This window comes from Nocardia sp. XZ_19_369 (assembly GCF_015355715.1).
Lineage (GTDB): Bacteria > Actinomycetota > Actinomycetes > Mycobacteriales > Mycobacteriaceae > Nocardia.
In genome coordinates this window covers 1,292,402-1,318,033 of sequence record NZ_JACVED010000001.1, presented here as the reverse complement: position 1 = coordinate 1,318,033, position 25,632 = coordinate 1,292,402, and the positions used below count along the sequence as shown (strand labels likewise).

Sequence of the window (25,632 nt, the reverse complement as noted above, 5' to 3'; positions counted from 1 at the left end):
CTGGCGACAACCTTCATGAGCCGAGTCAACAACCTCGAGCATCCTCGAGGTCAAGGGTCGATCCGCCGAATAGACTCCGCGGCATGCTGATCGTTGCCGGGTATCTGAAGGTCACCGACCGGGACCGCTATCTCGCCGCCTGCCGCGAGGTGGTCGAACTCGCCCGCGGCACCGACGGCTGCCTGGACTTCACCCTCGGTGCCGATCTGGTCGAGCCCGACCGCGTGAATATCTACGAGCGCTGGACGACCAGGGACGCGGTGGACAAGTTCCGTGGTAGCGGGACCACAAACGACCTCGGCGCCCACATCGTGGGCGCCGAGGTCAGTGAATTCGAATGTGCGAACGAGGTCCGGCTCTAACGAACTCCCGCGCTCTCCCGCTCCGCCGCGGGGGCGTCCGGGAAGGCTTGCTGCTGGTATCCGCCGCGCAGAGTGCCGTCCAGGTACGCGGCCCGGCAGGCACGTCGGGCGATCTTGCCGCTGGAGGTCCGCGGGATCGAGCCGGCGGGCACGAGCAGCACATCGCGCACGGTGACGCCGTGCCGCTGCGAGACGGCCGCCCGCACCGTGTCCGCGACCGGTTCGGTCTCCAGTTTGCCCGCCCCGGTGTTGCGTTCGGCGACGATCACCAACTGCTCGGAGTTGTCGTCGGCGTCGAACTTCAGCCCGGAGTGACTGCCCTTCTCGAAGACCAGCGCAGGCAGTTCGTTGGCGGGCACCGAGAAGGCCGCGACGAAACCAGGCCGCAGTGCGGTGCTGGATTCCTGCGCCGAGAACTCCAGGTCCTGCGGATAGTGATTGCGACCGTCGACGATCACCAGATCCTTCACCCGGCCGGTGATGTACAACTCGCCGTCGAGATAGGCACCGTAATCGCCGGTGCGCATCCAGTGCGCGTCCTCCGGTGTGCCCTCCGCATGACTGCCCTGCGGCTGACGGGCCGAGAGTTGGGCCCGGAAGGTGGCCGCGGTCTCCTCGGGACGTCCCCAGTAACCGATGCCCATGTTCTCGCCGTGCAACCAGATCTCGCCGACCTCACCGTCGGTCCGCTCGACACCGGTCTCCGGATCGACGATCGTGGCCCACTGCGACAACGCCACATAACCGCAGGACACCTGCGCGATCGAGTTCTCCGCGCCCTCCTCGACCTGAACCATCCGGCCCGAATTGAGTTGGGCCCGATCGACATACACGACCCGCGCCTCGTCCTCGGCTTTGGTCGCGGACACGAACAACGTCGCCTCCGCCATGCCGTAGCAGGGCTTGATCGTCGTTTTCGGCAACCCGTACGGCGCGAACGCCTCGTTGAATTTCCGCATCGACGACACCGACACCGGTTCGCTGCCGTTGATCAGTCCGATCACATTCGACAGGTCGAGCTCTTCACCCGGTTTCGGCTTACCGCGCGCCGCGGCGTGCTCGAAGGCGAAATTCGGTGCCGCCGCGAAAGTCCCGGCACCGTCGGAGGCGGCGGCCAGTTCTTTGATCCAGCGGTACGGACGGCGGACGAACGCGCTCGGCGACATGATGGTGATGAATCCGCCACCGACGGTCGGCAGAATCACGCACAGCAGACCCATGTCGTGGAACAGCGGCAGCCAGGTGACGCCGCGCGAATTCTCTTTGACACCAATGGCGTCGATCATCTGCAGCAGATTCGTGCCGACAGCCCGGTGCGTGATCTCCACGCCTGCAGGCGTTCTGGTGGAACCGGAGGTGTATTGCAGGTAAGCGACGCTGTCGATATTGATATCCGGGCGCACCCAGGTCGCGCCGACGCTGTCCGGAATCGCTTCCACCGCAATAATCCGCGGCCGCTGCACCGCGGGCAGATGGCGGAAGAAGTTCCGCACACCGCCCGCCGCGGAGCCGACGGTGAGAATCGCCGCGGGCGTGCAGTCGCTGAGCACCGCGGTGAGCCGGTCGGTGTGCCCCTGCTCCTCCGGGTCGAACAGCGGCACCGCGATATTGCCCGCGTAGACGGCGGCGAAAATGGAGACGACATAGTCGAGCCCCTGCGGTGCCAGAATCGCTACCCGGTCACCGGGTTTGGTCACCTGCTGCAGCCGGGCCGCGACGGCCCGTAGCCGGACGCCGAACTGTCGCCAGGTCAGCTCGTGGTACTCGCCGTCCCGTTCCCGCGAATAGTCGATATAGCGGTAGGCGAGGTCGTCGCCGTTCTCCGCGCTGTGCTTGTCGACGAAGTCGATCAGGGTCTTGTCGCCGCGGATTTTGATATTGCCCTGGTCGTCCAAATAGTCGTCGAAGGTCTCGTCGATCATCGCCTTATCCTTTTGCCAAAGCACGCACACAGGCCGTGCAGTTACACCGAACACAGGTCGATAACGAAGCGTCGGGAAGGCTAGCAGGTGCGCAGCCTTCCGACGCTCAGTACCGCCCGAAGGCGATCGCCACGTTGTGTCCGCCGAAACCGAACGAGTTGTTCACGGCGTAATCGATCCGACCCGGCCTGCTCTGCCCCTTGACCACATCGAGGTCGATGGCGGGGTCCTGATTGTCCAAATTCAGGGTCGGCGGGACGATTCCGTCCCGAATGGACAGCACGGTGATCACCGACTCCAGCGCACCGACCGCGCCGATCGAGTGCCCGAGTGCCGATTTCGGCGCGTAGACCGAGGTGTGACTGCCGATCGCGGACGAAATGGCTTGCGCCTCAGCGGTATCCCCGATCGGGGTGGCGGTGGCGTGCGCGTTCACGTGGGTGACGTCCTTCTTCGACAACCCGGCCTTCTCGATCGCCCTGGTCATCGCGCGCGCGGCGCCCTTGCCCTCGAGATCGGGCGCGACCAGATGGAAGGCGTCGGAGGTGATGCCCGCACCCATGATCCGCGCGTGGATGGTCGCGCCGCGCGCCTTGGCGTGCTCCTCGGTCTCGATGATCATCATCGCGCCGGCCTCGCCGAATACGAAGCCGTCCCGGTCCTTGTCGAACGGGCGCGACGCGCTCTTCGGATCGTCGTTGCGGGTGCTCATCGCGCGCATCATGGTGAACGCCGCGATCGGCACCGCCTGGATGGAGCCCTCGACACCGCCGGTGACGACCATGTCGGCGTCGCCCATCACGATCATCTGCCACGCGTTGGCGATCGCCTCCGAGCCGGACGAGCAGGCCGACACCGGCGTGACCACGCCCGCGCCCGCGCCGAGCTCGATGCCGACGCAGGCGGCCGACCCGTTGGGCATGATCCGCTGCACGGTCAGCGGTGAAATCTTGCGGTAGCCACCGTTTTTGATCCGGTCCCGCGCGTCGATGATGTACTCGCCGCCGCCGAGTCCGGTGCCGATGGCGACGCCGAGCCGGGTCTTGTCGACCTCCGGGCTACCTGCGTTGCGCCATACCTCGCGGCACAGGACCGTGGCCATCTGCTCGACGTAGGACATGTTGGTCGCCTCGACCCTGGTGAGGCTCTCGGCCGGCGAGACCTTCAGGTGCCCGCCGATGCGGACCGGCAGTTCGAACTGGTCGATGAAGCTGTCCTCCAGGACGTCGATCCCGCTCTCCCCGTTGAGCAGGCCTTTCCACGTCGAGTCGATATCGCCCGCAATCGAGGTGGTCGCCGCCAGGCTGGTGACCACGACGTTGGGAAAGCTCCTGTTTTTCGAAGGTATCTGCATGTTCGCTCACTTTCCCTAGCGTGACGACTAAGAAATTTGTCGAGCCCAAAACCTTGTGGAGCACAGACGCTGTGTGGAGCAAATACGTTTCGCATGCGGACGCGCCGCCGAGCACGTGGGGCGGCGTCCGCGCGGATAGCGCTGGAGCGCAGGCAGATCAGCCTGCCGAGCCTGTCATCAGGGCCACACACATGATCGGCCGATGAGCATTATCGAGCAGCAGCAGACCGATCATGTTGCTGACACGCGGACGGTACCAGGCCACCCTCGGGTTTGCTCCGTCGCGCCGTCATGGCGGTGTTCGCGGACGGCACCCGGCAACTCGAGTAACCTCTGCCGGGCACAGGGGAACCGAGGATGCGAAGAAGGGACAGTCGGTGACGGGCGCGCGGATGGTCGGGCTGTTCGCCGGGATCGGCGGGCTCGAGCTCGGTCTCGCCCGCAATGGCTGGCAATCCGAGCTGCTGTGCGAGATCGACGCGGGCGCGCAAGGCGTGCTGGCCGCTCGGTTTCCCGATGTGCCACTGCATTCCGACATCACCAGCCTGCGCGCGCTACCGGCGGGCACCGAACTGGTCGCGGCCGGCTTCCCCTGCCAGGACCTGTCCCAGGCCGGGCGCACCGCGGGCATCACCGGCAAGCGCTCCGGTCTGGTCGACGAGGTGTTCCGGCTGGTGCGCCGCAAACGCGGGCCGCGCTGGCTGCTGATCGAGAACGTGCCGTTCATGCTGCAACTCGGTCGCGGCGCGGCGATGCGCCACATCACCACCGCCCTGGAGGAGCTCGGTTACACCTGGGCCTATCGGGTGGTGGACGCACGCGCGTTCGGCTTGCCACAGCGGCGTCAGCGGGTGCTGATGCTGGCGTCCCGGACCGAGGACCCGCGTGGGGTGTTGTTCGGCGAGGACGCGGGGCCGCGGATCGTCGGCGACGCGGACCGCGATCCGTGCGGCTTCTACTGGACCGAGGGTGTGCGCGGGCTGGGCTGGGCGGTGAACGCGGTGCCCACGCTGAAGGGTGGGTCCGCGCTGGGTATCGCGAGCCCGCCCGCGGTGCGGCTGCCGTCCGGCGAGATCGTCACGCCCGGACTGGTGGATGTGGAACGGCTGCAAGGCTTCGAGCCCGACTGGACCGCACCCGCGGGTGACGTGCCGGGTATCCGGCAGGGGCATCGATGGAAGTTGGTCGGCAACGCGGTGAGCGTGCGGATGGCCGGGTGGGTCGGGTCTCGACTGGCCGCGCCGCTGACTCCGCTGCCCGGTGACCAGCCATTACCGCCGGGCACACCGTGGCCGGTGGCGGCCTGGGGACACAACGGGGTCGCCCACCGGGTGGCGGTGTCGACCTGGCCGGTGCACGAGCCGTACGAGGACCTGCGGAACTTCCTGACCGACTCGCGGCTGCTGTCCGCGCGGGCGACCGCGGGGTTCTTGCGCCGGACCGGCATGGGCAGCCTGCGGTTTCCACCGGGATTCCTCGATGATGTGGAGAGTCATCTCGATCGGATGGGCGGCTGGGCGGCATGAGCGACTCGCGGGACGGTCTGGACGACGCGCCCGGCGATGCGCAACAGCAACCGAGTGACCTGCGGCCGGTCGGGCGCGCACCCCGTCCGACGACCGATGCGGCGACCAGCGCGCGGATGGCGCGGCAGCGGCGCAGCGGGACCAAGCCGGAGCTGGCGTTGCGCAGGGAGTTGCACCGGCGCGGAATGCGGTACTTCGTCGATCGAGCGCCGCTGCGCGGGCAGCGGCGGCGGGCCGATCTGGTGTTTCCGCGACTACGGGTCGCGGTGTACGTCGACGGCTGCTTCTGGCATCGCTGCCCGCAGCATGCGACCGATCCGCGCAACAACGCGCAGTGGTGGGCCGACAAGCTGGCCGGGAACGTGGCGCGGGACCGGGCGACCGATGCGGCATTGCTGGCAGCCGGCTGGCAGGTCGTTCGCGTGTGGGAGCACGAAGACGCGGTGGCCGCCGCCGATCGGGTGCAGGCCGCGCTGAGCCACCGACCTAGCGGGACCTGACCCGGACCAGGGTGCGCGGTGCGTGGGCGGCGAGGTAGCTCGATGCCACCATCACCGACATCACGGCTATTCCGGCGGCGGCTGTTGCGAAGCCGATCATGTGGGACCTCCTTGGGAACGCTTCCCTGACAGCCTGTCGGTCGAACCTGACAGGAGCCTGTGTGCTGGTTGTCAATGGCGTGTGTTTGCCGACGCGCTGACCTACCGTTCGATCATCGGTCCGGCGACAGGGAGGAGAATGGATCCGTGACGAATAGCCAGGAGGTCGCCGCGCGGCGCACGCGAGTGGCGTCCCTGGCGATCGCAGCGGCAATCCTGGTCGCCGGCGTCTGCTACTCGTCCTGGGTGCTCGAGTTCTTCCTGAAGGTCGACGTCGACCCGGTCAACTCGTTCCTCAGCGAGTTGGATGCCGAAGGCAAGCCCTATCGTGCGGTGTTCGCGACCGCGGACAAGATCGTCGGCGCGCTGCTGATCCCCGCCGCGATCGGCGGACTGCTGGTTTTTCCGCGGCGCCGGTTCACCACGATCGGCTGGGTCGCGCTGCTCTGCTTCGGTGCCGCGACGATCGCCGATGTGTTGCTGCCGCTGAAGGATTGCACGGCGAGCGACAGTGCGTGCGGTGGTGAAAGCGAGCTTTTCCCGCAGTTGCACCAACCGCACGCCCTGTCGAGCACCATCGCGGTCACCTCGATCGCCGTCGCCACGTTCGCGTTCAGCCTGGCCGCGTTCCGCTATCACCGCTGGCGGATCCTGCGCGAAGCCGGACTGGTCGTGCTGGTGGTCGGGTCGGCGGCGACCGTGTGGATGCTGGTCGCCGACAACCTGTCCGGCGATTACGCGCTCGGGATCGCCCAGCGGATCCAGGTCGGTTCGATGTCGCTGTGGCTGATCACGTTGGCCGCCGCGGTGATCCTGGAGGGTCGCGAGTGGACCGATCGCGGCGATTAGCTACGCCACCGTCAGCTTGACGGTGTGTTCCGCGGTCTTCGCGGGCAGCTTCGTGGTGTCGACGAAGAGGATCTCGCCGCTGTCCTGCACGCCGTTGGGCAGGGTCTTGGGCTTCAGCGCGAACGGCGGCTGCTCGCCTTTGCTGCCGGCCAGACCGAAGTCGCTGTCGTTGGCGATGTAGAGCGTCTTGCCGCCGTCCAGGGTGGCCACGCCCTCGATCTTGTCGTGGCCGAAGAACTTTCCGTCGGCGTCGAGTTCCCGGACCAGCGCGGCGAAGTCGAGGTTCTCGGTTTTGGCGGCCGGGGTGACGCCCGCCTTGGTCAGCGCGGCGACACCGTCGGCGGTCGAGACCGAGCCGACCAGCGCCTCCAGCGACTTACCGTCGATCTGCAGGCCGCGTTCCAGATCGTATTGCGCGCCAGGCACCTTCGCGTCGGGGCCGACGTCGGTGGCGTTGGCGATGTCGACCGTCCACAGCTTCTTGTCCGCCTTCGGCGCCAAGCTGCCGTCGCGTTCGTCGATCAGGAAGGTGGTCGCGCTGAGCGCGGTGATCTCCGAGTCGGCGACCTTGCTGCTCTTCGGGTTCTCCAGCGGGACCACGAATTCCTTCAGCGCCTTCGTCTTCAGGTCGACGGTGACGATGCGGGTCAGCGGTGTCTCCTTGGCGGAGCCACTGAGGCCGGGCGTGTTCAGGCCGCTCTGCATCAGACCGACGAGGGTGCTGCCGTCCGGGGTGATCGTCAGGCCTTCCATACCCTGGTTCGGTGTGCGCAGCGAAAGTTCTTTGGGCAGGCCGGATCCCGGCGCGAGCCGCTCGATCTCGGCACCCTTGGCATCGAAATGCACCAGGAACGGGCCGTATTCGTCGGAGACCCAGAAGGTGCCGTCGGGCAGCGCGACCAAACCCTCCGGATCGAGGCCGTGATCGGTGGGCGGCAACACATTTCCGGCCAGGTCCTTGATGGTTTCGCCGGTGTTCGCGGCGATGTCGACCTGGCCGTTGAACGGCACGCCTGCCGCGGTGTGCAGGTCGATGCTCGATTGCAGCACCGCCCGGGTGCCGACCAGCTTGAACCGGCCGATCTTGGGCACGAAACTCGCTATCGGCGCGAGCTTCTCGTTCTTGCCGGGGCCGTCCACGTTCGGGCCGCGGTCGGTGAGGCCGTAGAACTCGTCCGTGCTGCCCGGCACCGGCGTCCACGCGGAGCCGAAACCGCTGCCCTGCACCGTGGTTCCGCCGAACTCACCGAGCGGCGGAATGTCGGTGGTGTACAGGCGCACCGCGTCGGTGGTGGTCACCTTGAAGCTGTCGGAGCCGCGGTAGCCGGCATCGGGGGTGTAGACCAGCGCACCGTCTACCCGGCGGCTCAGCTTGCCGTGCTCCGGGTCGGCGATGCGGACGGCGGCGCTGCCACCCGTCTTGTCGAGCAGTTCATCCAGGGAGATCACCAGCGGCTGGTCCGCGGTCGCGGTGAAATCCGCGGGCGAATCCGAGGCGGAACAGCCGGTGGCCAGCGCGCCGACACAGAGGACGGCGGCGGCGGTGACGCGAGGACGAGAATGAGCTTTCACCGGGACTGCCTACCCCGCCGATCCGACTTCTGACCGACGCGCAGGTGACAACTCGGTGTCGAACATCGGCGTTGCCGCCCATTGACTGCCCGATCGACGCCCCATGCGATGCTGTCGCCATGACCGCACGCGTGAACATCTCCTCCGGCTCCGAGTTCGAAGACATCGTCGGCTACAGCCGCGCCGTCCGAGTCGGCAACCACGTCGCGGTCAGCGGCACCACCGCCTCGATCACCGGCGGCAGCGCGGTCGGCGGCGACGACATCGGCGAACAGACCAGGGAAACCCTGCGCCGCATCAGCACCGCCCTCACCGAGGCGGGCGCGAGCCTTGCCGACGTCGTCCGCACCCGCATCTTCGTCACCGATATCGCGCGCTGGCCCGAGGTCGGCAAGGCGCACGCCGAGGTGTTCGGGGACATCCGGCCGGCCACCGCCATGTACGAGATCAGTGCGCTCATCACCCCTGCGCTGCTGGTCGAGATCGAAGCGGACGCGATCATCACCGAGTAGTCCACCGCGATCGACGGGGCATCACGAAGAAGTCCGGCGGGGCCTGCCCGGGATCGCTAGGGTCGGAACTGTGACCAGTGCTGCTTTGGAAGGCCCCGTCTCACTCGACATTCTCGCCGAGGCGACCGATCGTTTCCTCGACACCGCGCGCAAGCTGAGCAACGACGACGTGCACGAACCGTCGCTGCTGCCCGGCTGGACCCGCGGACATGTGTTGGCGCACACTGCGCGCAACGCCGACAGCTTGCTCAACCTGCTGCTGTGGGCGCACACCGGGGTGGAGATCCCGCAGTACGCGAGCATGTTCCTGCGCGATTTCGACATCGAAGCCGGTGCGCCCCGGCCTGCCACCGAACATCTCATCGACAACGAAGCAGCCGCCAAACGCTGGTTCGCCCTGGGCAATTCGTTCGCCGAGGACACCTGGCACGCGGAAGTCCGTACCCGGCAAGGGCGGCCGATCCCCGCCAGCGAAGTGCGGTGGATGCGGTTGCAGGAGGTGGAGATTCACCACGTCGACCTCAATGCCGGGTACACCCATGCCGATTGGCCCGCTTCGTTTGTTGCCCGCGTGCTGCACCAGGCGACCGTCGACATGAACCGAATCACCGCCGCCGCAACCGAACCGGTCCCCGGCTTCGAACTCGACGCCACCGACACCGACTTCCACGGCATCGTCGGCGCCGATGCGCCCACCCGCTCCGTGGCTGGTCCCGCGTCGTCCATCGCCGCCTGGCTCATCGGGCGGTCCGACGGTTCCGATCTCACCGGTGAACTTCCCGAGCTTCCCGCCTGGAAGTAGTGCTGTCCGACATCCGAATGAGCCAGTCGCGCAATGGTTCTCCTTCGCTGAAGGTCAGCGGAAGGTCTCGTACAGGCGAGCGTCGGTAGCGATACCGAAGTGGCCGGTGATGAACTCGTTGCACTCGGCCCTGGGATGGGTTTGCGTCGCGTCCATCTCAGGGTGCGGGCCCGCGTAGGCGTGGCGCTGACTTGTCTGCCGGTACGGGCCGAACCCCAGGCCGCCACGGGTGACGAACACACCGAAGCAGTCGGCTTCCACGGTGAAATACCCGTCTCCGCCCGGGCAGAAGCCCGTCGCCCCGGTCACCGACCGATCCAGGACACAATCCCTCGGCTCCGCCACCGCCGAACCGGCGGTGGCGATGGCCGCAATGTAGCGGCCGACTCCGCCTCGCCCGAGCACCTTCGCTGACTCCAGTTTCGGTGGCAGCCGCGACCTAGCCTTCGGGATAGAAAACGAACAGCGTGCAACCGGTCACCGTCTGCGGAATGTGCGAGGAACCCGCAGGGGCGTGGATGAAAGAGCCTGCGGGATAGTCGCGTACGCCGTCGTTGAAGATCCCGGATACCACGAAAACCTCTTCGGGGCCCGGTTCGTGCACGTCGATTCCCTGCCAACACGTGTTCGGGTCCAGTTCGAGGAAGTAGGCCTTGGCACCATTGCTGCCGAGCCACAGAGTGCGTGCGCGGATACCGGGAAACAACTCGCGAACCGGGGCGTCGCGCGCGGTGGACCACTCGTATCCGGTCATGTTCAGGTCTGTTGCCATGCAGCCAGCCTCGCCGACCGATGCACTGCGGCCGAGTGTCAGAAATGACATCATGAGGTACTTTTCTGCCATGCATCGAGTCGTCGCACTGGTCCACCCACCCCAGTCGACGTTCGAACTCGGTTGCGCGGCAGAGGTCTTCGGGCTGGAGCGACCCGGTATTCCGCCCCGATACGCCTTCAGCGTGTGCACCGAGCAGCCGGGATCCGTTGCGACGTACGCCGGGTACGACATGGTCGTGACCCACGGACTCGACGCGCTGGAGCAAGCCGACACGGTGCTCGTCCCCGGCTGGTTGCCCACCGAGGAGACGCCCTCCCCCGCCGTAATCCGGTCCCTCCGGCGCGCGCACGATCGCGGTGCGCGGCTGGTCAGCATCTGCACCGGCGCTTTCGCCCTCGCCCACGCGGGCGTCTTGGACGGACGCCGAGCGACCACCCACTGGGCCCGCGCCGACGAACTGTCCACCCGGTTCCCAGCCGTCGAAGTCGATCGCGACGTGCTCTATGTCGACCACGGCGATGTGGCCACGAGCGCAGGCGCCGGAGCCGGCATAGACCTTTGCCTGCACCTCGTCCGCACGGATCACGGCGCCGGATACGCCGCGCAGGTCGCCCGGAGCATGGTCATGCCACCGCACCGCGAAGGCGGACAACTGCAGTACTCCGCCCCGCCCCATCCCGCTCAGATCGACGGCTCCCTGGCACCACTGCTGGAATGGGCTACCGAACGCCTCGGCGAACCTCTCACCGTCGAGGACCTGGCCGCCCGAGCCGCCGTCTCCACCCGCACCCTCGCCCGCCGCTTCACCGACCAACTCGGCATCGGCCCCGGACAGTGGTTACTGGCCCAGCGCATCGCGGCAGCCCGCGAACTACTGGAAACTTCGGACCTCCCCGTAGAAGCCGTAGCCCGTCACGTCGGCCTCTCCTCCGCCACCAACCTCCGCCGACGCTTCCTCCGCGCCCTCGGCACCACCCCCGGTGCTTACCGCAGAGCGTTTCGAACCGACCCGCGATGAGTCTCTCGCTGGCTTCTCAACCCGCGTGAATCCCGTAGCACGGGAATAGGTTCCAGAAACACGAGCAGATTTCTCACGGAATCTCTACGCACCTCGGAATGGGCTGCGTTCTAACGGTTTCTGGTCGGCGACCCGGCGTAGGGTGGTGCCACCTCCAGCTCAGGGGCGGTATGGAATCGGTCCAGCCATACCGTGCCGAGAAGGGAGGTGGTGGGTTTGGCGAAGCATCGCCGGGCAAAGAGCAAGGCCCCGGTCGACTACGGCATCATGCTTACAACAGCTGCCGTGATCGCCGGGGCGCTCGTGCTGGTCCGCTGGTTGAGGGGCTAAGTAACCCATCAGGTGGGGCGTCGATTGGCCTCGGCGTCCCACCGCCAGCATCACTTGCGTGATGACCTCACTATACCGGGTCAGGCGAATCTCGAGCGAAGATGAACCGAACCCCAAGCGAATCGATCTCGGTAGGCGAGGGGCTGTTCTCGATGGATGTGGACGCGGGGCCCGTGTAGCGAATCTTGCACCGCAGCTCCACCACGGGCAGCTCCATCAGACATGCAAGAAGGCTCCTCCCGATTACCCGAGAGGAGCCTTCTACCTATGTGCGGCTGAAGGGATTCGAACCCCTAACCTTCTGATCCGTAGTCAGATGCTCTATCCGTTGAGCTACAGCCGCATGGGTATTCAGTTGTGTACCGGTTGCCCGGGTTGTGGCGGAGGCGAGAGGATTTGAACCTCCGGTCCCCGTGAAGGGACAACTCATTAGCAGTGAGTCCCATTCGGCCGCTCTGGCACGCCTCCTGGAGCCTTCTCTTCGAGGGCACCGGTCCTTTCGAACCGCCGAGCATGAAGATTACAGGAGCCGTTGTCCAGATCGCAAAACGGCTGGTTATCAGCGTAAGTTGCTGTCGAACCAGTCGAAAATCCGGGTCTGGGAGTCGACCAGACCGTTGTCGTCTTCGGTGGCGGGATGATCGGCGCGGTGGCGCAGGCCGGGGTAGCTGACGACCAGGCTGGCCACCGCGGCTCGGCCGGTCGCGTCGCGTAGTCGTTCGACCTCCGCGGGCGGGGTGGCCGGGTCGTCGGTGCCGAACAGTCCGAGCCACGGCGCCTGCAGGTGCGGGGCGACGCGGACGAGGGCGTCGGCGTGTTCGGTGAGCGGTTCGACGATGCCGGGCGCGGCGACGCTGACCGCCGCGCCGACCGGGCGGTTGGTGGCGACCAGGAATGCGGCGGTGCCCGCGGAGTCGAAGCCGAGCACGCCGATGGTGTCAGGGAACACCCCGTGCCGGGTCAGCCAGTCGAAGCAGGCGTCGAAGTCGTCGAAGAGCTCGTCGCCGAACACCTCCGCGACCGACTCGCGGCTGGATCGATGGAAGAGGTTGGGCGCGACCACGGTCCAGCCCTCGGAGGCCAGCGAGTTCATCAGCGCGAGCAGCGCACCGGTGAACTCGCGGGATTCGTGCAGCATCACGATGCCGCCGCGGGCATTGCCCTCGGGCTCCACCACGATGATGGGCACCTGGGTGTCGGCGGCCTGATGTTTCGAGCCGGTCTCGGGTTCGGGCGACGGGTCGTCGCGGCGCAGGGGGGCGAGGTCGTTGTAAGTGCCCGACATGAAACCAGCGTAGGGCGACTTCTTGATCTTCGGTAGAAATTGCTGTTGGGGGCCTATCGACCACAGATTTTCCGGTACGCGGGCCAGGCTTTGCGCTGCGCCACCTATGGTTGGTATGTGACAGCGTCAACCCGGCCGGACCTCGATTCGATTCCGGCGTATGTTCCCGGCCGCAACCACCCCGGCGCGGTAAAGCTCGCCAGCAACGAGACCACCTTCGGCCCGCTGCCCGCCGCGGCCAAGGCGATCGCCGAGGCCGCCGAGCTGGCCAACCGGTATCCGGACAATCTGGCCCTGGAATTGCGTGCCGCACTGGCCGAGTTCCTGGGCGTCGCGCAGGACAACGTCGCGGTCGGCTGCGGCAGCGTCGCGCTGTGCCAGGAGCTGGTGCAGATCACCTGCGACGCACCGACCGACGAGGTGCTGTTCGCCTGGCGCTCGTTCGAGGCCTATCCGATCGTCACCAAGGTGGGTAACGCGACCGCCGTCCAGGTGCCGCTCACCCCGGACCACGTGCACGACCTGGACGCGCTGGCCGCCGCGGTGACCGAGCGAACCAAGTTGATCTTCGTCTGCAACCCGAACAACCCGACCGGCACCGCGGTCGGCAAGGCCGAGCTGGCCCGCTTCCTCGACACGGTGCCCAAGCGGGTGCTGATCGTGCTGGACGAGGCGTACTTCGAGTACCTGCGGCTGGCCGAGGAGGACTACCCGAACGGTATCGAGCTGGGTCGCACCCGCCCGAATGTGGTTGTGCTGCGCACCTTCTCGAAGGCGTACGGCCTGGCCGGCCTGCGCGCGGGCTACGCGGTGGGCGATCCGGCCGTGATCACAGCGCTGACGAAGGTGCACATCCCGTTCAGCGTCAACCGGGTCGCGCAGGCCGCGGCGATCGCGTCGCTGGAGGCGCGGCACGAATTGCTGGACCGCACGCACGCTTTGGTGCTCGAACGCGACCGCGTGCGGGACGCACTACTGGCCGCGGGCTATCAGGTGCCGCCGAGCGAGGCCAACTTCGTCTGGCTGCCGCTGGGCGCGCGCAGCGTCGAGTTCGGCGAGGCCAGTGCCGAGGCAGGCGTGCTCGTCCGGCCTTACGCCGGCGACGGAGTGCGGATCACCACCGGCGATCCGCATGAGAACGACCTGTTCCTGAGCTTCGCCACCGATCCCGCAGTGCTGGAACGCTTCTCGATCTAGACCGCAACCGGGTCAGACGCCGAGGGCACCCGCCACGACCGGCCACGACCGGACCAATTCGTCGGCCCAATACGGCCACGAGTGGGTTCCGGTCGGCCGGAAGTGCGCGGTGACCGGGATGCCGAGCACGCGGAGCCGATCGGTGAGCCGGTGCGTGCAGATGTTGGTCGCGGCCTCGAGCGGACCGCCGAAGCTGATGGCGGTGGCCACGTCGACGTCCGGGTTGCCGGGCACGTCGTGGATGCCGGGTATACCGCTGCCGACGGACATGTAGATCGCCTTGCCGCGCAACGCTTCCGCGTGCAGCGTCACGTCGTGGTCCAGCCAGGCTGGATCGTCCTGCGGGCCGAACATGTTGTCCGGCTCGCCCTGATAGGTGGCGATCACCGTCCTGGCCTGCGCCTGGCCGAGGTCGGTGCCCATGGAGAAGCATCCGCTGTGCGCCGCGATCGCGGTGTACAGCTGCGGGTTCCGGAACGACAGCATCATCGCGGCCTCGGCGCCCATCGAAACGCCCATCACGGCGTTGCGCCCGTTGCCGTTGAACTTCGCGTCGATGAGCGGCGGTAGCTCGCGGGTCAGGAAGGTCTCCCACATGTTGGTGCCGAGTACCGGATCGGGCTTCTTCCAGTCGGTGTAGAAGCTGGCCGGGCCGCCGACGGTCAGCACGACATTGACGTCTTTGTCCTCGAAGAACCGATCGGCGTGGCCCATCTCGGTCCAGTTGTTGCTGTCGGGGCTCGCGCTGCGGCCGTCGAGCATGTAGACGGTCGGACGGGGTTTCGAGGTGTCCCGCGGCAGCAGCACCTGCACCTCCACGGCGCGGCGCATGGCGGGCGATTCGACGAAGACCCGCAGCCACCGATCGTTGATCGGTTCGATGCGGTCGATCGCCGTTTTCGCAGCCCGGCCCGTGGTGGGCTCGGCCGGGGCCGGGCCGTCCGAGGAGCCGGTGCTTGGTTTGGGAGTATCCGAGGGGGCCGCCGACGACTGGGGAGCGCCGAACACCACAGCACCGGAAACCAGTGCCGCACTGACCAAGACGCTGGAAACCCAGCGCCGCATCCTGCGCCGAGACAGCATGCGACCCATCCTGCCAGAAATGTGTGGATCGATCGGGCGGCCATAGCGAGTCGCAATAATGTGTGACCAGGGCCACGTTTGAGCTTTAACGCGCCAGTATTCGTGCCCTGCCAGGAACGTTCGCGTCCCGCCGACCGGGCAATGGCGAAGGTGGCGACCCGGCGGACCACAGCACGTCCGGCAATGCTGTTGCCGAGATCACGTGGATCCGCCGTCAGATCCCCGTTGCCCGCCCGCGCAGCCGGCAGCATCCGAGTGACGCGGCTTGCGACGGCGGCGCCCCAGCCGCGCGGAATGTCGACGGTGCCCCACCCGCGCGGAATGTCGGCAGTGCTCCACCCGCGCGGACATACGAGTTGCGCAGCTCGCACGAACGGTGTCCTTCGACCCCGTGAAGTACCACCGCAAACGGCTCGTTCTGCGCACTCAGCAAACTCCTGGTACGCGAACCCGCCACGCCGTCAATGGGACTCGACGCCACCCATTTCGATCCGCGACCCGGTCCGACCCAGCAAATCCAGCAAATCCGGGCACACCGCCAGCACACCCGCCGTACGCTACTCTCCGGGCCTCTCCCGGGCATGAACAAGGACGCACATGATCGTGGATCCGCACTATCGGCACCGAGCTCGCCGCGCTGCGCTTATGCCCAGCAAGCGGACCGGCCGCTCGGTACGGAATCGCGACAGCCCACGACGGCGCGCACTCCCCTTCGAGCCGAAGCTAATTCGCGGCATCGCCCTGCGTGCCCACCCTCGCGGACCACCAGGGGGAGACGGTGTCGGCCACGCGCCCGTACGAATTCTCCCGCTCGAACTTGTCTGTTTCACCGCAGTACCGATGCCCGACCGGAGAAAACCGTGAATCCTGTGTTACCCGTGCCACCGTTCGAAAACTCCCCCGACACAAAGCCTTTCAGTACAGATCTGAAACGCCGGCTACGTGAGTGCGACGAATTCTTCCGCATGCCGGAACTGGCCCATCTGTCGTCCCAGCGCCGCCGCACCGCGCTGGAGCAGCTCGAACAGACCGGCGGCTATCTGCAGACCGCCGAGGAAATCCTGATCGGCGCCAAGCTCGCGTGGCGCAATCACGCCCGCTGTGTCGGCCGAAAGCATTGGCGCTCATTAAAATTGCTCGACGCGCGGCGCGTGCGGTCCGCGCGTGATCTGGCCGAGGTCTGCTGGCAACATCTACAGATGGCCACCAATGGTGGTGCTATTCAATCGATGATCACCGTCGGGCCGCCGCGGCAGCCGGACGGGCGCGAGTTCCGGATCGTCAGCCCGCAGCTCATCCGCTACGCCGGTTACCGCAACGGCGACGGCACGGTCACCGGCGATGCGGCGAATGTGACGCTCACCGAGTTCGCGATGAAACTCGGCTGGCGCGGCGCGGGAACGCCTTTCGACATTCTGCCGCTACTGATCAGCACGCCGGACGAGCCGATCCGCTGGTTCGACATTCCGCCCGAGCTGGCCCGCGAGGTGGAACTGGAGCACCCGGAGTTCGAGTGGTTCGCCGGGCTGGGCCTGCGCTGGCACGCGTTGCCCGCGGTCTCCAACATGAACCTCGAAGTCGGCGGTGTCACTTACCCGTTCGCGCCGTTCAACGGCTGGTACCTGGGCGCCGAGATCGGCGCACGCAATCTGAGCGACACCAACCGCTACAACATGCTGCCGCTGATCGCCGAAATGATGTGCCTGGACACCCGTTCCGAGCGCACGCTGTGGCGGGACTCGGCGCTGGTCGAACTCAATCGCGCAGTGCTGTACAGCTTCCGCAAAGCGGGGGTGTACATCGTCGATCACCACACGGTGGCCAAGCAGTTCTGCGATCACGTCAAACGAGAGGAGGCCGCGGGCCGGACCTGCCCGACCGACTGGAGTTGGATCAACCCGCCGATCTCGTCGGGTCTGACCCCGACGTTCCACCGGTATTACGATCCGCCGGACCCCGACATCCGCCCCAACTTCGTGCGCCGGGATTTCAGCGGAGACGAATGAGCCGTCCCGATTACTCGGGCCAGGTGCCGGTCAACGACTTGTAGCCGGTCGCGCCCGCCCGGTCGATGGCGGCTTTGACGAGGCCGAAGATGGCGCCCTGGAGCGCGGCGGCGATCAAGACCTCGCTCCAGGTGTAGTTCCGCGCTGTGGCGCTGGGAGCTTCGTCCGCACCGCTGACGGTGCGCCACACGCGGGTGAACGCCGCGTTGGCCGCGAGGCCGCCCACCACGCTGACCAGCATGCCGAGCGGCTTGTACAGCGTCTTCATGCCTGCCGCCTGCGCAGGATCCACCAGACGATGAGCGCCGCGAGTGCCGCGGCACCGGCCACGGCGGCGGGCTGCCGACGCGCCACGTCCGCGGCCTGCCTGCCGCGTTCGACGACCGGCTCGGGGGTGGCGGCTTCGGCTTTGTCGACCAGGTCGCGCGCCTGCGCCTTGGCCTGCTGCGTCTTCTCCTCGGTGGCCTGCTTCACCTGCGCGGCCTTCTCGAGGGTCGCCGCCTCCACCTCGGCGGCCTTCCTGCTGGTGGATTCCTTGACCTCCGCGGTCTTTTTGCTCGCGGCCTGCTTGGTCGCGGCAGCCTTCTTGGCCGCGGCGTCCTTGGTTTCGGCCGCCTTCCGGCTGGCAGCGGACTTGGCCTGCGCGGTCTTCTCTGCGGCGGCTTCGGTTGCCTCCGTTGCCTTTTCGCGCACCGTGTCGGCAGTGTCGTGCAGTTTGTCCTGCGCTCGACCCTTGACGTCCATTTTGTCGGTCAGCTCCGAAACCGTTTGCCCCAGTTGCTCTCTGGTCGCATCACGGTCCGCGCGCAGTGCTTCCTCTTCGATCGGACCGCTCACAATCGGCGTGTCGACTTCGGTGGTGTCGTCGGCGGCCCGGCGTCCCTGGTCGCTCATCGGCGTCTCCCGTCCTTGATGGTTTCGATGTCGCGTTTGACGCCCGCGGCCGCTTCCTGCGGCACCGGCGGGACCGCCTCCTGGACGTCCTTCTTGCCGAGGAGGGCGAGTACGGCACCGACGACCACCAGCACTCCACCGACGATCAGCGCCGCGGCCCACGCGGGTAGCGGTATCGCCAAGGCGAATATCGCCGCGGCGATCAAGGCCGCTCCGCCGTAGAACGCCAAGAGGGCGCCGGCTCCGGCAAGCCCGGCACCACGGCCGATCAGCTTGCCCTTTTTCTGTACCTCTAGCCTGGCCAGCTGCAACTCGTCCCGGATCAGCCTGCTGATCTGCTCGGTCGCGTCGTTGACCAGTTCGCCGACCGACCGAGTCTCCGCCGGTGGCCCGCTCCGCGCTTCTGTCATTTGGCACCTCCCAGTCGACGGCCGGTTACCCGGCGTCGCGGGTGACAAACACGCGTTCTGGGCGGCGGCAGGTGAGGGCGATACCCGTCGCCCCCACCCAGGACACCAAAGGTGGTGTCCGTCAACCACTCATGAACCGGCCGAACGACCTAGGTGGTCCGCCAGTGGAAGCCGCGCTCACTGTCGTACGTGCACACCCATTCCCGGCCGGTGGTTCCGGGACCATCCCACGACCTCCAGTTCAGGTAATCCCTGGTACAGGGAATGTCGGTGGGCTCCGCGGTGGCGTTCGGCGCGGCAAGCGCCAACGAGCCCATGAGGGCCGCCGCAGCGGCAATAACGAATGGCATCTTCTTACGGATATTCATGAATCTCCCCGAAACGAGTTACTTCAGTGCGCGCCGAACGCTCGCTGCATCGATCGTCCGACCAGCCGATACGGCCATTACGCCGGACGGCATTGTGGCGAGTGAACTGGACCCCCCAGCCGACTGCCGGAAACCATTCCGACGGCGCATTGCATACCGAACAAATACCCGTGCAATATCCGGTGAACTATGCAGACACGGGCTGTTAATCCCCTTCCCCCGGTTATTACATCCTACTGCGGATGATCGAGATTGCCTGCAGCACTGCCATTTTCAGCACTGCCATTTAGGCACTGCCATTTTTGTCATCTGCGACCGCTGACGAGGGGCGCAGGAGTCGGCGGCACACCGCGGAGCCTGCGCCTCGGGTACTACCGCGGGCTGACCTCCGCCTGTAGCTCGATCGCCACCAGCAATTCGATCAGGTCGTTGACGCTGCGGACACTGCGGCCGGTGAGGTCTTGGATGCGGCGTAGGCGGTATTTGGCGGTGTTGTGGTGGATGCGCAGGGTGTCGGCGGCTTCGCGCAGGTTCATGTCGGCGGCGGCGAAGGCGCGGATGGTGTCGGCGAGCACGCCGCCGCGGGTTCGGTCGTCGGACAGCACGGCCGCGATGCCGGGGTCGATGAGGTGGCGGGCGGTGTCGTCGGCGCGCAGCATGAGGTAGCGAAACGGGGTGATGTGCGGCAGTGCCAGGACGCCGCCCGCCTCGAGCAGCAGGCCGAGGGCGTTCCGGCTCTGCTGGTACGCCTTCGGCAGCTGCGCGATGCCGGCGACGACGGTGCTGACGCCGACGGCGAGGGTGATGCCCGCCGCGCTCAGTTTGCGCTGCATCGCCTGTAGTCGCTCGCAGAGTTCGCCGGTGCTCGCGCTGCGGTTGAGCGCGGGGACGGCGATGATCTCGGTGCCGCGCACCACCGCGAGGGTGCGCAGGCCGTTGACGCCGACACCGGCCATGGCCGCGGCGGCGAGTTGTCTTGCCTCGGTGTCGGTTCCGTCCTGCGCCTCGCGCAGCTGGCTGTCGAGCACGGTCGCGGTGACGACCACCATCGCGGCGGTGCTCTCCGCGCCGATGCCGTGCGCGCTTGCCTTGGCGAGCAGCGGTCCACGCTCGGGCAGTGCGCCGGCGAGCAGCCGTTCCAGCAGGTCCTGTCCTTCGCGACCGAAGTCGGCCGAGCACGCCTGCTGGAACTCGAGGTAGGCGTTGGCGGCCTCGGTACTGACCAGATCGTTGTAGCGCGCCAACGGAGCGACCATCGACAGCGCGGCCTGCCGCCCGGCCTCGGATTCACCGGCGAAGGCCAGCAGCGCCTTCCACGTCGCCTGCTGGCCGAGCCGGAAGGCGGTGATGTAGTCGACCAGGGTGAGCCCGGCCCTGGCCCGGCGCACCGCGGCCCGGCGGGTGTAGGCGAGTTCCTCGACGGTCACCTTGCGGTGCTCCAGGAACGCGCTGAGCCCGGACCGGCACAGCCTGGTCAGTTGATCGTGCACATCGGCGTGGAAGGTGCTGTCACGAGCCGCGTAGCTGGGAATCTGGGCGAGGATCGCCGCCAGTCCGGCGTCGGCGATCTCCTCCGCCTGGGCATAGGCGTTACCGATTATTCGAATGCGCTCGGCCTGTACTTCGTCCGGATACACCGTGCTGTCCGAATGTGACCCAGCTGACATATGCGGATACTCCATCGCTGTATCGGGGGTGTCAACACGACTAGAGCCGGGCCGTCCATGTCCGGCGAGGACAACATCGCGGGCCGGCTTTGGCCTCCACGGCCGATGTGCCCGCTGACCAGCGCACTTACGCTGACCATCTGCACTCCAGGCGGGCAGCTGAAGTTGTTGTCGCGCAGGGATTTTTTCCCACGTCTCAAACGTGGGCTGGGAGGCCGAATGCTCGAAATATCCGACCTGACCGTCCGCTTCGGCGGCATCACCGCACTGCACGAGGTCGGATTCCGGGTGGAGCCGGGACAGATGGTCGGCCTGATCGGACCCAATGGCGCCGGGAAGACCACGCTGTTCAACTGCCTGACCCGCCGCCACCTGCCGGATTCGGGTGCTATGCGCTATCTGGACACCGATCTGCTGACCGTGCGACCGGATGCGCTCGCCGCGCTCGGCATCGCCAGAACCTTTCAGAATCTCGGGCTGTTTCCTCGGATGTCGGTGCGCGACAACGTCCTGGTCGGCGCACACCACCGGGCCGGTGCCGGATTCACCAGCGCGGCATTGCGGTTACCGCGGGTGCGTCGCGAGGAACGAGCCTTACGCATCGAAATCGACGCGCTGCTCGACCGTTTGGAGCTGGCCGACGTGGCCGATCATCCGGCCGCCGGGCTGCCGTTCGGGACGCTCAAACGGATCGAACTGGCCAGGGCGCTGGCCGTCCAGCCGCGGTTGCTGCTGCTGGACGAGCCGGTCAACGGGCTCAACCACAGTGAGGTCGGCGAATTCGCCGATCGCTTGCGGGCGCTGCGTGACGAATCGGATCTGACGGTGATAGTCGTCGAGCATCACATGGGGTTCGTCATGGGCACCTGCGATCGGGTCGTCTGCCTCGACTTCGGGCGGCTGATCGCCGAGGGCGATCCCGAAGCGGTGCAACGGGATCCGGCCGTCATCGCGGCGTACCTGGGGACGGCGGCATGAGTGCGGAAGCCTTCCTGTCCGTCACCGAGCTGCGGGCCGGATACGGCGGTGCCCAGGTGTTGCACGGGGTGAGTTTCACGGTCCGCCGCGGCGAGGTCTGCGCGATCCTCGGCGCCAACGGTGCGGGGAAATCGACGCTGCTGCGCGCTATCTGCGGCATGATCCGGCCGCGCGGCGCGGTTCGGCTCGACGGCGCCGAAGTCACCGGACGCGCACCGGAGGCGATGGCCCGGCTCGGCGTCGCCCACGTGCCGGAGGGACGCGGCACCTTCATGCCGCTGACCGTCGAGGAGAACCTGCGGCTCGGCGCGTATCCGCGTCGCGATCGCGCCCGCGTCGAGACGGACCTGCAGCGGGTGTTCGGTTACTTCCCGGTGCTCGCGGACAACCTGCGCAAGCCGGCCGGTGGCCTGTCCGGCGGCCAGCAACAGATGCTGGCCATCGGCCGGGCGCTCATGCTGGCGCCCCGGCTGTTGCTGCTGGACGAGCCGTCGCTCGGACTTTCGCCGCTGGTCACCCAGGAGCTTTTTCGCATCGTGCACACCATCAACGAAGAGGAAAAAACCACGGTGATCGTTGTCGAGCAGAACGCTCATCTGGCACTGGAGAACGCGCATCAGGCGCATGTGCTCGAGACCGGCCGAATCGTATTGTCCGGCACCGCCGCCGAGATCAAGGCCGACGAGCAGGTCGCCCGGTCTTACCTCGGATACAGGGTGTAATCGTGGCCGAATTCCTACAGCAGATTTTCGAAGGCATCAGTTCCGGCGCGTTGTACGCCGGGCTGGCGCTGGCTTTGGTGCTGATCTACCGGTTCACCGGGATAGTAAATTTCGCCCAGGGTGAGCTGGCCATGTTCTCGGCTTTTCTCGCGTGGCAGTTCATGCAGCACGGCTTTCCCTTTTGGTTGTCGCTCATCGCGACACTCATCGTCTCGTTCATCGGCGGGATGCTCATCGAACGGGTGATCATCCGGCCGGTCGAGGGCGCCCCGGAATTGACGCTGGTCATCGTGACGGTGGGGTTGTTCTTCTTCATCAACGCCGCCGCGGGCTGGATCTGGTCTTTTCAGGTCAAGTCGTTCCCGAATCCGTTCCCGGACGGTGCGTTACGAGCCGGTGGCGTGACCGCCGGATACGGGAATCTCGGTGTGCTTGCGGTGGTCGGTGTGGTGATGGGACTGCTGTATCTGCTGTTCCGCTACACCAAGATCGGGTTGGCGATGCGGGCGGTCGCGTGTAATCCACAGTCCGCCAGGCTCGTCGGGATTCGGGTCGGCACCGTTCTCTCGCTCGGGTGGGGGCTCGCAGCTTTGGTCGGCGCGGTGTCCGGGGTCTTGTCCGCCCCGCTGCTCTTCCTCGAACCCACCATGATGGGCGGGGTCCTCATCTACGCCTTCGCGGCGGCGACGCTCGGCGGTTTCGACAGCCCGGGCGGGGCGGTGGCGGGCGGTTTGATCGTCGGCATCGCCGAAACCCTCACCGGCGCGTACGTCGACGTGATCGGGACGGAACTCAAGATCGGTGTGCCACTGGTGATCATCCTCGGCGTTCTGCTGGTCCGGCCGCAAGGCCTGTTTGGCCGGGCGGTGGTGGAGCGGGTATGAGCGAAATCACCAAGCCGGTCACCGAGACGGTGACCGCCGAACATACTGTGCCACAACGGAAGACATCGCTGCGCGGACTCGCGGCACAACACTGGCGCTGGCTCGCGGTCGCCGCGGTGATCGTCCTCGCCTGCTATGCGCCGTTCCAATTGGTGCCGTTTCGCACCTTCCAGCTCGCGATGGCGATGATCTACGCGATCGCCCTGGTGGGACTCAATCTGCTGGTGGGGCATACCGGTCAGATCTCGCTCGGACACGGCGCGTTCTTCGCCATCGGCGCATACACCACCGCGGTACTGATGAACCGTTGGGACACAGCGTATCTCGCGACGCTGCCGGTCGCGGCGCTGGTGGCGTTCGTGCTCGGCTTCGCGCTCGGCGTGCCCGCGCTCCGGCTGCGCGGGCTCTATCTGGCCTTGGTCACGCTGTCCATCGCGATCTTCCTGGTGCCGCTGCTCAAACGCTTCGAGACGCTGACCGGCGGATCCATGGGCCTGACCCTGACCAAACCGGTACCGCCGCAATCGACCGGGCTGGCCGAGGACCAGTGGCTGTACTTCCTGGCCTTGGTCAGCACCGGGCTGTGCTTCCTGCTCGTCGCGGGACTGCTCAGATCGCGGGTCGGCCGCGCGCTACACGCCATCCGGGACAACGAGATCGCCGCGGAGATGCTCGGCGTGCGCACGGCGTTCTACAAGACGCTCGCCTTCGCCTGGAGCGCGATGCTCGCCGGCGTCGCGGGCTGTGTCTACACCTGGGTGATCGCCTTCGTCTCCCCCGACTCGTTCGCGGTCGGGCTGTCGATCACGCTGCTGGCCGGGCTGGTCGTCGGCGGGCTCGGCGCCCAGTGGGGACCGCTGCTCGGCGGGCTGTTCGTGCTGTACGTGCCGAGCTTCGCCCAGGACATCAATCAAGCCGCGCCGGGCGTCATCTTCGGACTGCTGATCATCGCGGTCATGTACCTCGCGCCGAACGGATTGGCCGGGCTCATCGGCCGGGCGGCGCGCTGGATCGAAAACCTCCTTCGGAAAGGGAAAACCCATGCGCACTAAGGCGATCCGAGCCGTGGGAGCGGCGGTGGCCGTGCTGCTCACGGCGACCGCCTGCGGAGGCCGCGGCGAAGACGGCGGCACCGTGGGACAGGGCGACTGCAAGGGGCAGCAGACCACCGGCATCACCGAGACCAGCCTCAAACTCGGCGGCGTCTACCCGCTGTCCGGGCCCGCCTCCGCCTACGGCGAACTGCCCAAGGGCGTGCGCGCGTACTTCGACTACGTCAACGCCGAACAGGGCGGAGTCGACGGACGCAAGGTCGAGTTCCTGATCCGCGACGACGGTTACCAGCCGCCCAAAACGGTGGAGGAAACCCGGCGGCTCGTCGAACAGGATCAGGTGTTCGCGGTCTTCTCCACCCTGGGCACGGCGACCTCGGCGGCGGTATGGGACTACCTCAATCAGCGGAAGGTGCCGCAGGCGTTCATCGCGGGCGGTGCGACCAAATGGGGCAGCGACACCGAACACCCGTGGACCATCGGCTGGCAGCCCAGCTATAAGGCCGAGGGACAGGCGTTCGCGCGCTACGTCCGCGAACAGCGGCCGAACGCGACCGTCGCGGTGCTCTACCAGAACGACGACTTCGGCAAGGACCTGCTGACCAGCTTCACCGAAGCCGTCGCGGGCAGCGGCATCAAGATCGTGGGTGAGCAGAGCTACGAGGTCACCGACCCGACCGTGGAACCGCAGCTGCGCAATCTCGCCAACACGAAAGCCGATGTGCTGCTGAACTTCTCGACACCGAAGTTCGCGTCGCAGGCCTTGGCCGCCGACGCCCGCAACACCGACTGGAACCCGCTGCACATCCTCGCGCAGGTAGCGAACAGCGTCACCATGCTCAAGCAGGTCGGCTTCCAGAACGTGCAGAACGTGGTGTCGGTCGCGTTCATGAAGGACCCCGCCGACGCGCAGTGGGACGCCGACGCCGGCATGCGCACCTACCGGGACAAAGTGGCCCAGTACACCCGCGACGCCGACCCCACCAACCAGTACACGGCGGTCGGCTGGGCGATGGCGCAGACCTTCCACAAAACCATGGAAGCGGCGAAATGCCCCACCCGCGAAGGACTCCGCGACGCCATGCGGGCCCTCGACAACATCGACATCGGCCTGCTGCTGCCCGGCATCACCGTCAAGACCGGCCCCGGCGACGCGTTCCCACTCGAAGCCATGCGGATCCAGCGGTTCGAAGGTGACCACTGGACGCTCATCGGCGACCTGATCAACACCGGCAAGTAGCCGCGCACGACCTTGACCTGCTGGTTCAGGTCAAGGTCTGTTGCGGAGACGGAGGGATTTGAACCCTTCTAGCGATGCTGGCAGAGGCACCAGAATCGCCCCTACCAGCTAAAGCACATCACTGTGACTTACACCAACTGACCCGGATTCACAGCGGATTGTGGCCAGGATGTGTCCACGGCAAGCGAGCGGCCCCGGCACCTCGAGAGGAGGTAGCCGGGGCCG

26 protein-coding genes and 2 tRNA genes are annotated in these 25,632 nt (G+C 66.8%); 14 read left to right on the top strand and 14 right to left on the bottom strand.

Annotated features, from left to right (window positions below; genetic code table 11):
• The first annotated feature begins 83 nt into the window (after positions 1 to 83).
• Positions 84 to 362, top strand: coding sequence for an antibiotic biosynthesis monooxygenase family protein (locus IBX18_RS06045; protein ID WP_194832632.1), 279 nt, complete (start codon positions 84 to 86; stop codon positions 360 to 362).
• Here the strand turns inward: IBX18_RS06045 and fadD32 are convergent.
• Positions 359 to 2,284, bottom strand: coding sequence for a long-chain-fatty-acid--AMP ligase FadD32 (gene fadD32, locus IBX18_RS06040; protein WP_228540324.1), 1,926 nt, complete (start codon positions 2,282 to 2,284; stop codon positions 359 to 361). The genes IBX18_RS06045 and fadD32 overlap by 4 nt on opposite strands.
• Before the next feature lie 106 nt (positions 2,285 to 2,390).
• Positions 2,391 to 3,638, bottom strand: a complete 1,248-nt coding sequence (locus IBX18_RS06035; RefSeq protein WP_107653658.1) for a KasA/KasB family beta-ketoacyl-ACP synthase — start codon at positions 3,636 to 3,638, stop codon at positions 2,391 to 2,393.
• 392 nt (positions 3,639 to 4,030) lie between these two features.
• Between IBX18_RS06035 and IBX18_RS06030 the strand changes: the two genes are divergently transcribed.
• From IBX18_RS06030 to IBX18_RS06020, 3 genes are all read left to right on the top strand, one after another.
• Positions 4,031 to 5,164: a DNA cytosine methyltransferase gene (locus IBX18_RS06030; RefSeq protein ID WP_186818603.1), complete on the top strand. Its 1,134-nt coding sequence runs from the start codon at positions 4,031 to 4,033 to the stop codon at positions 5,162 to 5,164.
• Between the two features lie 59 nt (positions 5,165 to 5,223).
• On the top strand, positions 5,224 to 5,664 hold the full coding sequence (locus tag IBX18_RS06025) for a very short patch repair endonuclease (RefSeq protein ID WP_194832778.1): 441 nt from the start codon (positions 5,224 to 5,226) through the stop codon (positions 5,662 to 5,664).
• Positions 5,665 to 5,910: 246 nt separating this feature from the next.
• Positions 5,911 to 6,612: a DUF998 domain-containing protein gene (locus IBX18_RS06020; RefSeq protein WP_306796155.1), complete on the top strand. Its 702-nt coding sequence runs from the start codon at positions 5,911 to 5,913 to the stop codon at positions 6,610 to 6,612.
• Here the strand turns inward: IBX18_RS06020 and IBX18_RS06015 are convergent, their stop codons facing one another.
• Positions 6,613 to 8,184: an esterase-like activity of phytase family protein gene (locus IBX18_RS06015; RefSeq protein ID WP_306796154.1), complete on the bottom strand. Its 1,572-nt coding sequence runs from the start codon at positions 8,182 to 8,184 to the stop codon at positions 6,613 to 6,615.
• 119 nt (positions 8,185 to 8,303) lie between these two features.
• Here IBX18_RS06015 and IBX18_RS06010 point away from each other — a divergent pair, with 119 nt between their 5' ends.
• Complete coding sequence (locus IBX18_RS06010; RefSeq protein ID WP_194832630.1) at positions 8,304 to 8,696, top strand: RidA family protein; 393 nt, start codon at positions 8,304 to 8,306, stop codon at positions 8,694 to 8,696.
• A gap of 70 nt (positions 8,697 to 8,766) precedes the next feature.
• Positions 8,767 to 9,498, top strand: a complete 732-nt coding sequence (locus IBX18_RS06005) for a maleylpyruvate isomerase family mycothiol-dependent enzyme (RefSeq protein ID WP_194832629.1) — start codon at positions 8,767 to 8,769, stop codon at positions 9,496 to 9,498.
• Positions 9,499 to 9,552: 54 nt separating this feature from the next.
• Here IBX18_RS06005 and IBX18_RS06000 read toward each other — a convergent pair whose 3' ends face one another.
• Together IBX18_RS06000 and IBX18_RS05995 are read right to left on the bottom strand one after the other, a co-directional pair.
• Positions 9,553 to 9,807: a hypothetical protein gene (locus IBX18_RS06000; protein ID WP_194832628.1), complete on the bottom strand. Its 255-nt coding sequence runs from the start codon at positions 9,805 to 9,807 to the stop codon at positions 9,553 to 9,555.
• A gap of 130 nt (positions 9,808 to 9,937) precedes the next feature.
• A complete protein-coding gene (locus tag IBX18_RS05995) occupies positions 9,938 to 10,270 on the bottom strand; it encodes a cupin domain-containing protein (protein WP_373889162.1) in 333 nt (110 codons plus the stop codon).
• Between the two features lie 70 nt (positions 10,271 to 10,340).
• On the opposite strand from IBX18_RS05995, the gene IBX18_RS05990 reads away from it, so the two are divergent.
• A complete protein-coding gene (locus IBX18_RS05990) occupies positions 10,341 to 11,291 on the top strand; it encodes a GlxA family transcriptional regulator (protein ID WP_194832627.1) in 951 nt (316 codons plus the stop codon).
• A 600-nt stretch (positions 11,292 to 11,891) separates the two neighbouring features.
• Here IBX18_RS05990 and IBX18_RS05985 read toward each other — a convergent pair.
• The 3 genes from IBX18_RS05985 to IBX18_RS05975 all read right to left on the bottom strand — a co-directional run bounded on the left by IBX18_RS05985 (position 11,892) and on the right by IBX18_RS05975 (position 12,906).
• Positions 11,892 to 11,964 (bottom strand) — tRNA-Arg (locus IBX18_RS05985).
• 35 nt (positions 11,965 to 11,999) lie between these two features.
• A tRNA-Ser gene (locus IBX18_RS05980) sits at positions 12,000 to 12,089 on the bottom strand.
• Positions 12,090 to 12,180: 91 nt separating this feature from the next.
• A complete protein-coding gene (locus tag IBX18_RS05975) occupies positions 12,181 to 12,906 on the bottom strand; it encodes a dienelactone hydrolase family protein (protein ID WP_194832626.1) in 726 nt (241 codons plus the stop codon).
• A gap of 117 nt (positions 12,907 to 13,023) precedes the next feature.
• On the opposite strand from IBX18_RS05975, the gene hisC reads away from it, so the two are divergent.
• Positions 13,024 to 14,103: a histidinol-phosphate transaminase gene (gene hisC / locus IBX18_RS05970; RefSeq protein WP_194832625.1), complete on the top strand. Its 1,080-nt coding sequence runs from the start codon at positions 13,024 to 13,026 to the stop codon at positions 14,101 to 14,103.
• Between the two features lie 12 nt (positions 14,104 to 14,115).
• On the opposite strand, the gene IBX18_RS05965 is transcribed toward hisC, so the two are convergent.
• Positions 14,116 to 15,186, bottom strand: a complete 1,071-nt coding sequence (locus tag IBX18_RS05965; protein WP_194832624.1) for an alpha/beta hydrolase family protein — start codon at positions 15,184 to 15,186, stop codon at positions 14,116 to 14,118.
• Between the two features lie 878 nt (positions 15,187 to 16,064).
• Here IBX18_RS05965 and IBX18_RS05960 point away from each other — a divergent pair.
• Positions 16,065 to 17,192 carry a nitric oxide synthase oxygenase gene (locus IBX18_RS05960; RefSeq protein WP_194832623.1) on the top strand — a complete coding sequence of 376 codons (1,128 nt, stop codon included), beginning with the start codon at positions 16,065 to 16,067 and terminating at the stop codon, positions 17,190 to 17,192.
• A 10-nt stretch (positions 17,193 to 17,202) separates the two neighbouring features.
• On the opposite strand, the gene IBX18_RS05955 is transcribed toward IBX18_RS05960, so the two are convergent.
• The 5 genes from IBX18_RS05955 to IBX18_RS05935 form a co-directional block, all read right to left on the bottom strand.
• Positions 17,203 to 17,460, bottom strand: coding sequence for a DUF4235 domain-containing protein (locus IBX18_RS05955; RefSeq protein WP_194832622.1), 258 nt, complete (start codon positions 17,458 to 17,460; stop codon positions 17,203 to 17,205).
• Positions 17,457 to 18,086 (bottom strand): DUF3618 domain-containing protein, encoded by a 630-nt coding sequence (locus IBX18_RS05950; protein WP_194832621.1) that lies wholly within the window; start codon positions 18,084 to 18,086, stop codon positions 17,457 to 17,459. The genes IBX18_RS05955 and IBX18_RS05950 overlap by 4 nt, the downstream gene beginning before the upstream one ends.
• Entirely contained in the window at positions 18,083 to 18,496 is a 414-nt protein-coding gene (locus tag IBX18_RS05945; protein ID WP_194832620.1) for a phage holin family protein, read from the bottom strand. The genes IBX18_RS05950 and IBX18_RS05945 overlap by 4 nt, the downstream gene beginning before the upstream one ends.
• Positions 18,497 to 18,645: 149 nt before the next feature.
• A complete protein-coding gene (locus IBX18_RS05940) occupies positions 18,646 to 18,864 on the bottom strand; it encodes a hypothetical protein (protein WP_194832619.1) in 219 nt (72 codons plus the stop codon).
• Between the two features lie 371 nt (positions 18,865 to 19,235).
• Positions 19,236 to 20,531: a CdaR family transcriptional regulator gene (locus IBX18_RS05935; RefSeq protein ID WP_194832618.1), complete on the bottom strand. Its 1,296-nt coding sequence runs from the start codon at positions 20,529 to 20,531 to the stop codon at positions 19,236 to 19,238.
• 219 nt (positions 20,532 to 20,750) lie between these two features.
• Between IBX18_RS05935 and IBX18_RS05930 the strand changes: the two genes are divergently transcribed.
• The 5 genes from IBX18_RS05930 to IBX18_RS05910 are packed head-to-tail and all read left to right on the top strand — an operon-like array spanning position 20,751 to position 25,407.
• Positions 20,751 to 21,509: an ABC transporter ATP-binding protein gene (locus IBX18_RS05930; RefSeq protein WP_194832617.1), complete on the top strand. Its 759-nt coding sequence runs from the start codon at positions 20,751 to 20,753 to the stop codon at positions 21,507 to 21,509.
• Positions 21,506 to 22,231 (top strand): ABC transporter ATP-binding protein, encoded by a 726-nt coding sequence (locus tag IBX18_RS05925; protein ID WP_194832616.1) that lies wholly within the window; start codon positions 21,506 to 21,508, stop codon positions 22,229 to 22,231. The genes IBX18_RS05930 and IBX18_RS05925 overlap by 4 nt, the downstream gene beginning before the upstream one ends.
• A gap of 2 nt (positions 22,232 to 22,233) precedes the next feature.
• Positions 22,234 to 23,115, top strand: coding sequence for a branched-chain amino acid ABC transporter permease (locus tag IBX18_RS05920; RefSeq protein WP_107653644.1), 882 nt, complete (start codon positions 22,234 to 22,236; stop codon positions 23,113 to 23,115).
• A complete protein-coding gene (locus IBX18_RS05915) occupies positions 23,112 to 24,167 on the top strand; it encodes a branched-chain amino acid ABC transporter permease (protein ID WP_194832615.1) in 1,056 nt (351 codons plus the stop codon). The genes IBX18_RS05920 and IBX18_RS05915 overlap by 4 nt, the downstream gene beginning before the upstream one ends.
• Complete coding sequence (locus IBX18_RS05910; protein WP_194832614.1) at positions 24,157 to 25,407, top strand: ABC transporter substrate-binding protein; 1,251 nt, start codon at positions 24,157 to 24,159, stop codon at positions 25,405 to 25,407. Before IBX18_RS05915 ends, IBX18_RS05910 begins: the two co-directional genes overlap by 11 nt.
• The last annotated feature ends 225 nt before the right edge of the window (positions 25,408 to 25,632 follow it).

What these genes read in the sequence shown, in the direction of transcription:
- IBX18_RS05955 (WP_194832622.1), bottom strand. Translation starts at nt 17,460, where the DNA reads ATGAAGACGCTGTACAAGCCGCTCGGCATGCTGGTCAGCGTGGTGGGC.
- IBX18_RS05925 (WP_194832616.1), top strand. Translation starts at nt 21,506, where the DNA reads ATGAGTGCGGAAGCCTTCCTGTCCGTCACCGAGCTGCGGGCCGGATAC.
- IBX18_RS05915 (WP_194832615.1), top strand. Translation starts at nt 23,112, where the DNA reads ATGAGCGAAATCACCAAGCCGGTCACCGAGACGGTGACCGCCGAACAT.
- IBX18_RS06035 (WP_107653658.1), bottom strand. Translation starts at nt 3,638, where the DNA reads ATGCAGATACCTTCGAAAAACAGGAGCTTTCCCAACGTCGTGGTCACC.
- IBX18_RS05995 (WP_373889162.1), bottom strand. Translation starts at nt 10,270, where the DNA reads ATGGCAACAGACCTGAACATGACCGGATACGAGTGGTCCACCGCGCGC.
- IBX18_RS06045 (WP_194832632.1), top strand. Translation starts at nt 84, where the DNA reads ATGCTGATCGTTGCCGGGTATCTGAAGGTCACCGACCGGGACCGCTAT.
- IBX18_RS05990 (WP_194832627.1), top strand. Translation starts at nt 10,341, where the DNA reads ATGCATCGAGTCGTCGCACTGGTCCACCCACCCCAGTCGACGTTCGAA.
- IBX18_RS06010 (WP_194832630.1), top strand. Translation starts at nt 8,304, where the DNA reads ATGACCGCACGCGTGAACATCTCCTCCGGCTCCGAGTTCGAAGACATC.
- IBX18_RS05935 (WP_194832618.1), bottom strand. Translation starts at nt 20,531, where the DNA reads ATGTCAGCTGGGTCACATTCGGACAGCACGGTGTATCCGGACGAAGTA.
- IBX18_RS05950 (WP_194832621.1), bottom strand. Translation starts at nt 18,086, where the DNA reads ATGAGCGACCAGGGACGCCGGGCCGCCGACGACACCACCGAAGTCGAC.
- IBX18_RS05945 (WP_194832620.1), bottom strand. Translation starts at nt 18,496, where the DNA reads ATGACAGAAGCGCGGAGCGGGCCACCGGCGGAGACTCGGTCGGTCGGC.
- IBX18_RS05940 (WP_194832619.1), bottom strand. Translation starts at nt 18,864, where the DNA reads ATGAATATCCGTAAGAAGATGCCATTCGTTATTGCCGCTGCGGCGGCC.
- IBX18_RS05910 (WP_194832614.1), top strand. Translation starts at nt 24,157, where the DNA reads ATGCGCACTAAGGCGATCCGAGCCGTGGGAGCGGCGGTGGCCGTGCTG.
- fadD32 (WP_228540324.1), bottom strand. Translation starts at nt 2,284, where the DNA reads ATGATCGACGAGACCTTCGACGACTATTTGGACGACCAGGGCAATATC.
- IBX18_RS06030 (WP_186818603.1), top strand. Translation starts at nt 4,031, where the DNA reads ATGGTCGGGCTGTTCGCCGGGATCGGCGGGCTCGAGCTCGGTCTCGCC.
- IBX18_RS05965 (WP_194832624.1), bottom strand. Translation starts at nt 15,186, where the DNA reads ATGCTGTCTCGGCGCAGGATGCGGCGCTGGGTTTCCAGCGTCTTGGTC.
- IBX18_RS05930 (WP_194832617.1), top strand. Translation starts at nt 20,751, where the DNA reads ATGCTCGAAATATCCGACCTGACCGTCCGCTTCGGCGGCATCACCGCA.
- IBX18_RS05975 (WP_194832626.1), bottom strand. Translation starts at nt 12,906, where the DNA reads ATGTCGGGCACTTACAACGACCTCGCCCCCCTGCGCCGCGACGACCCG.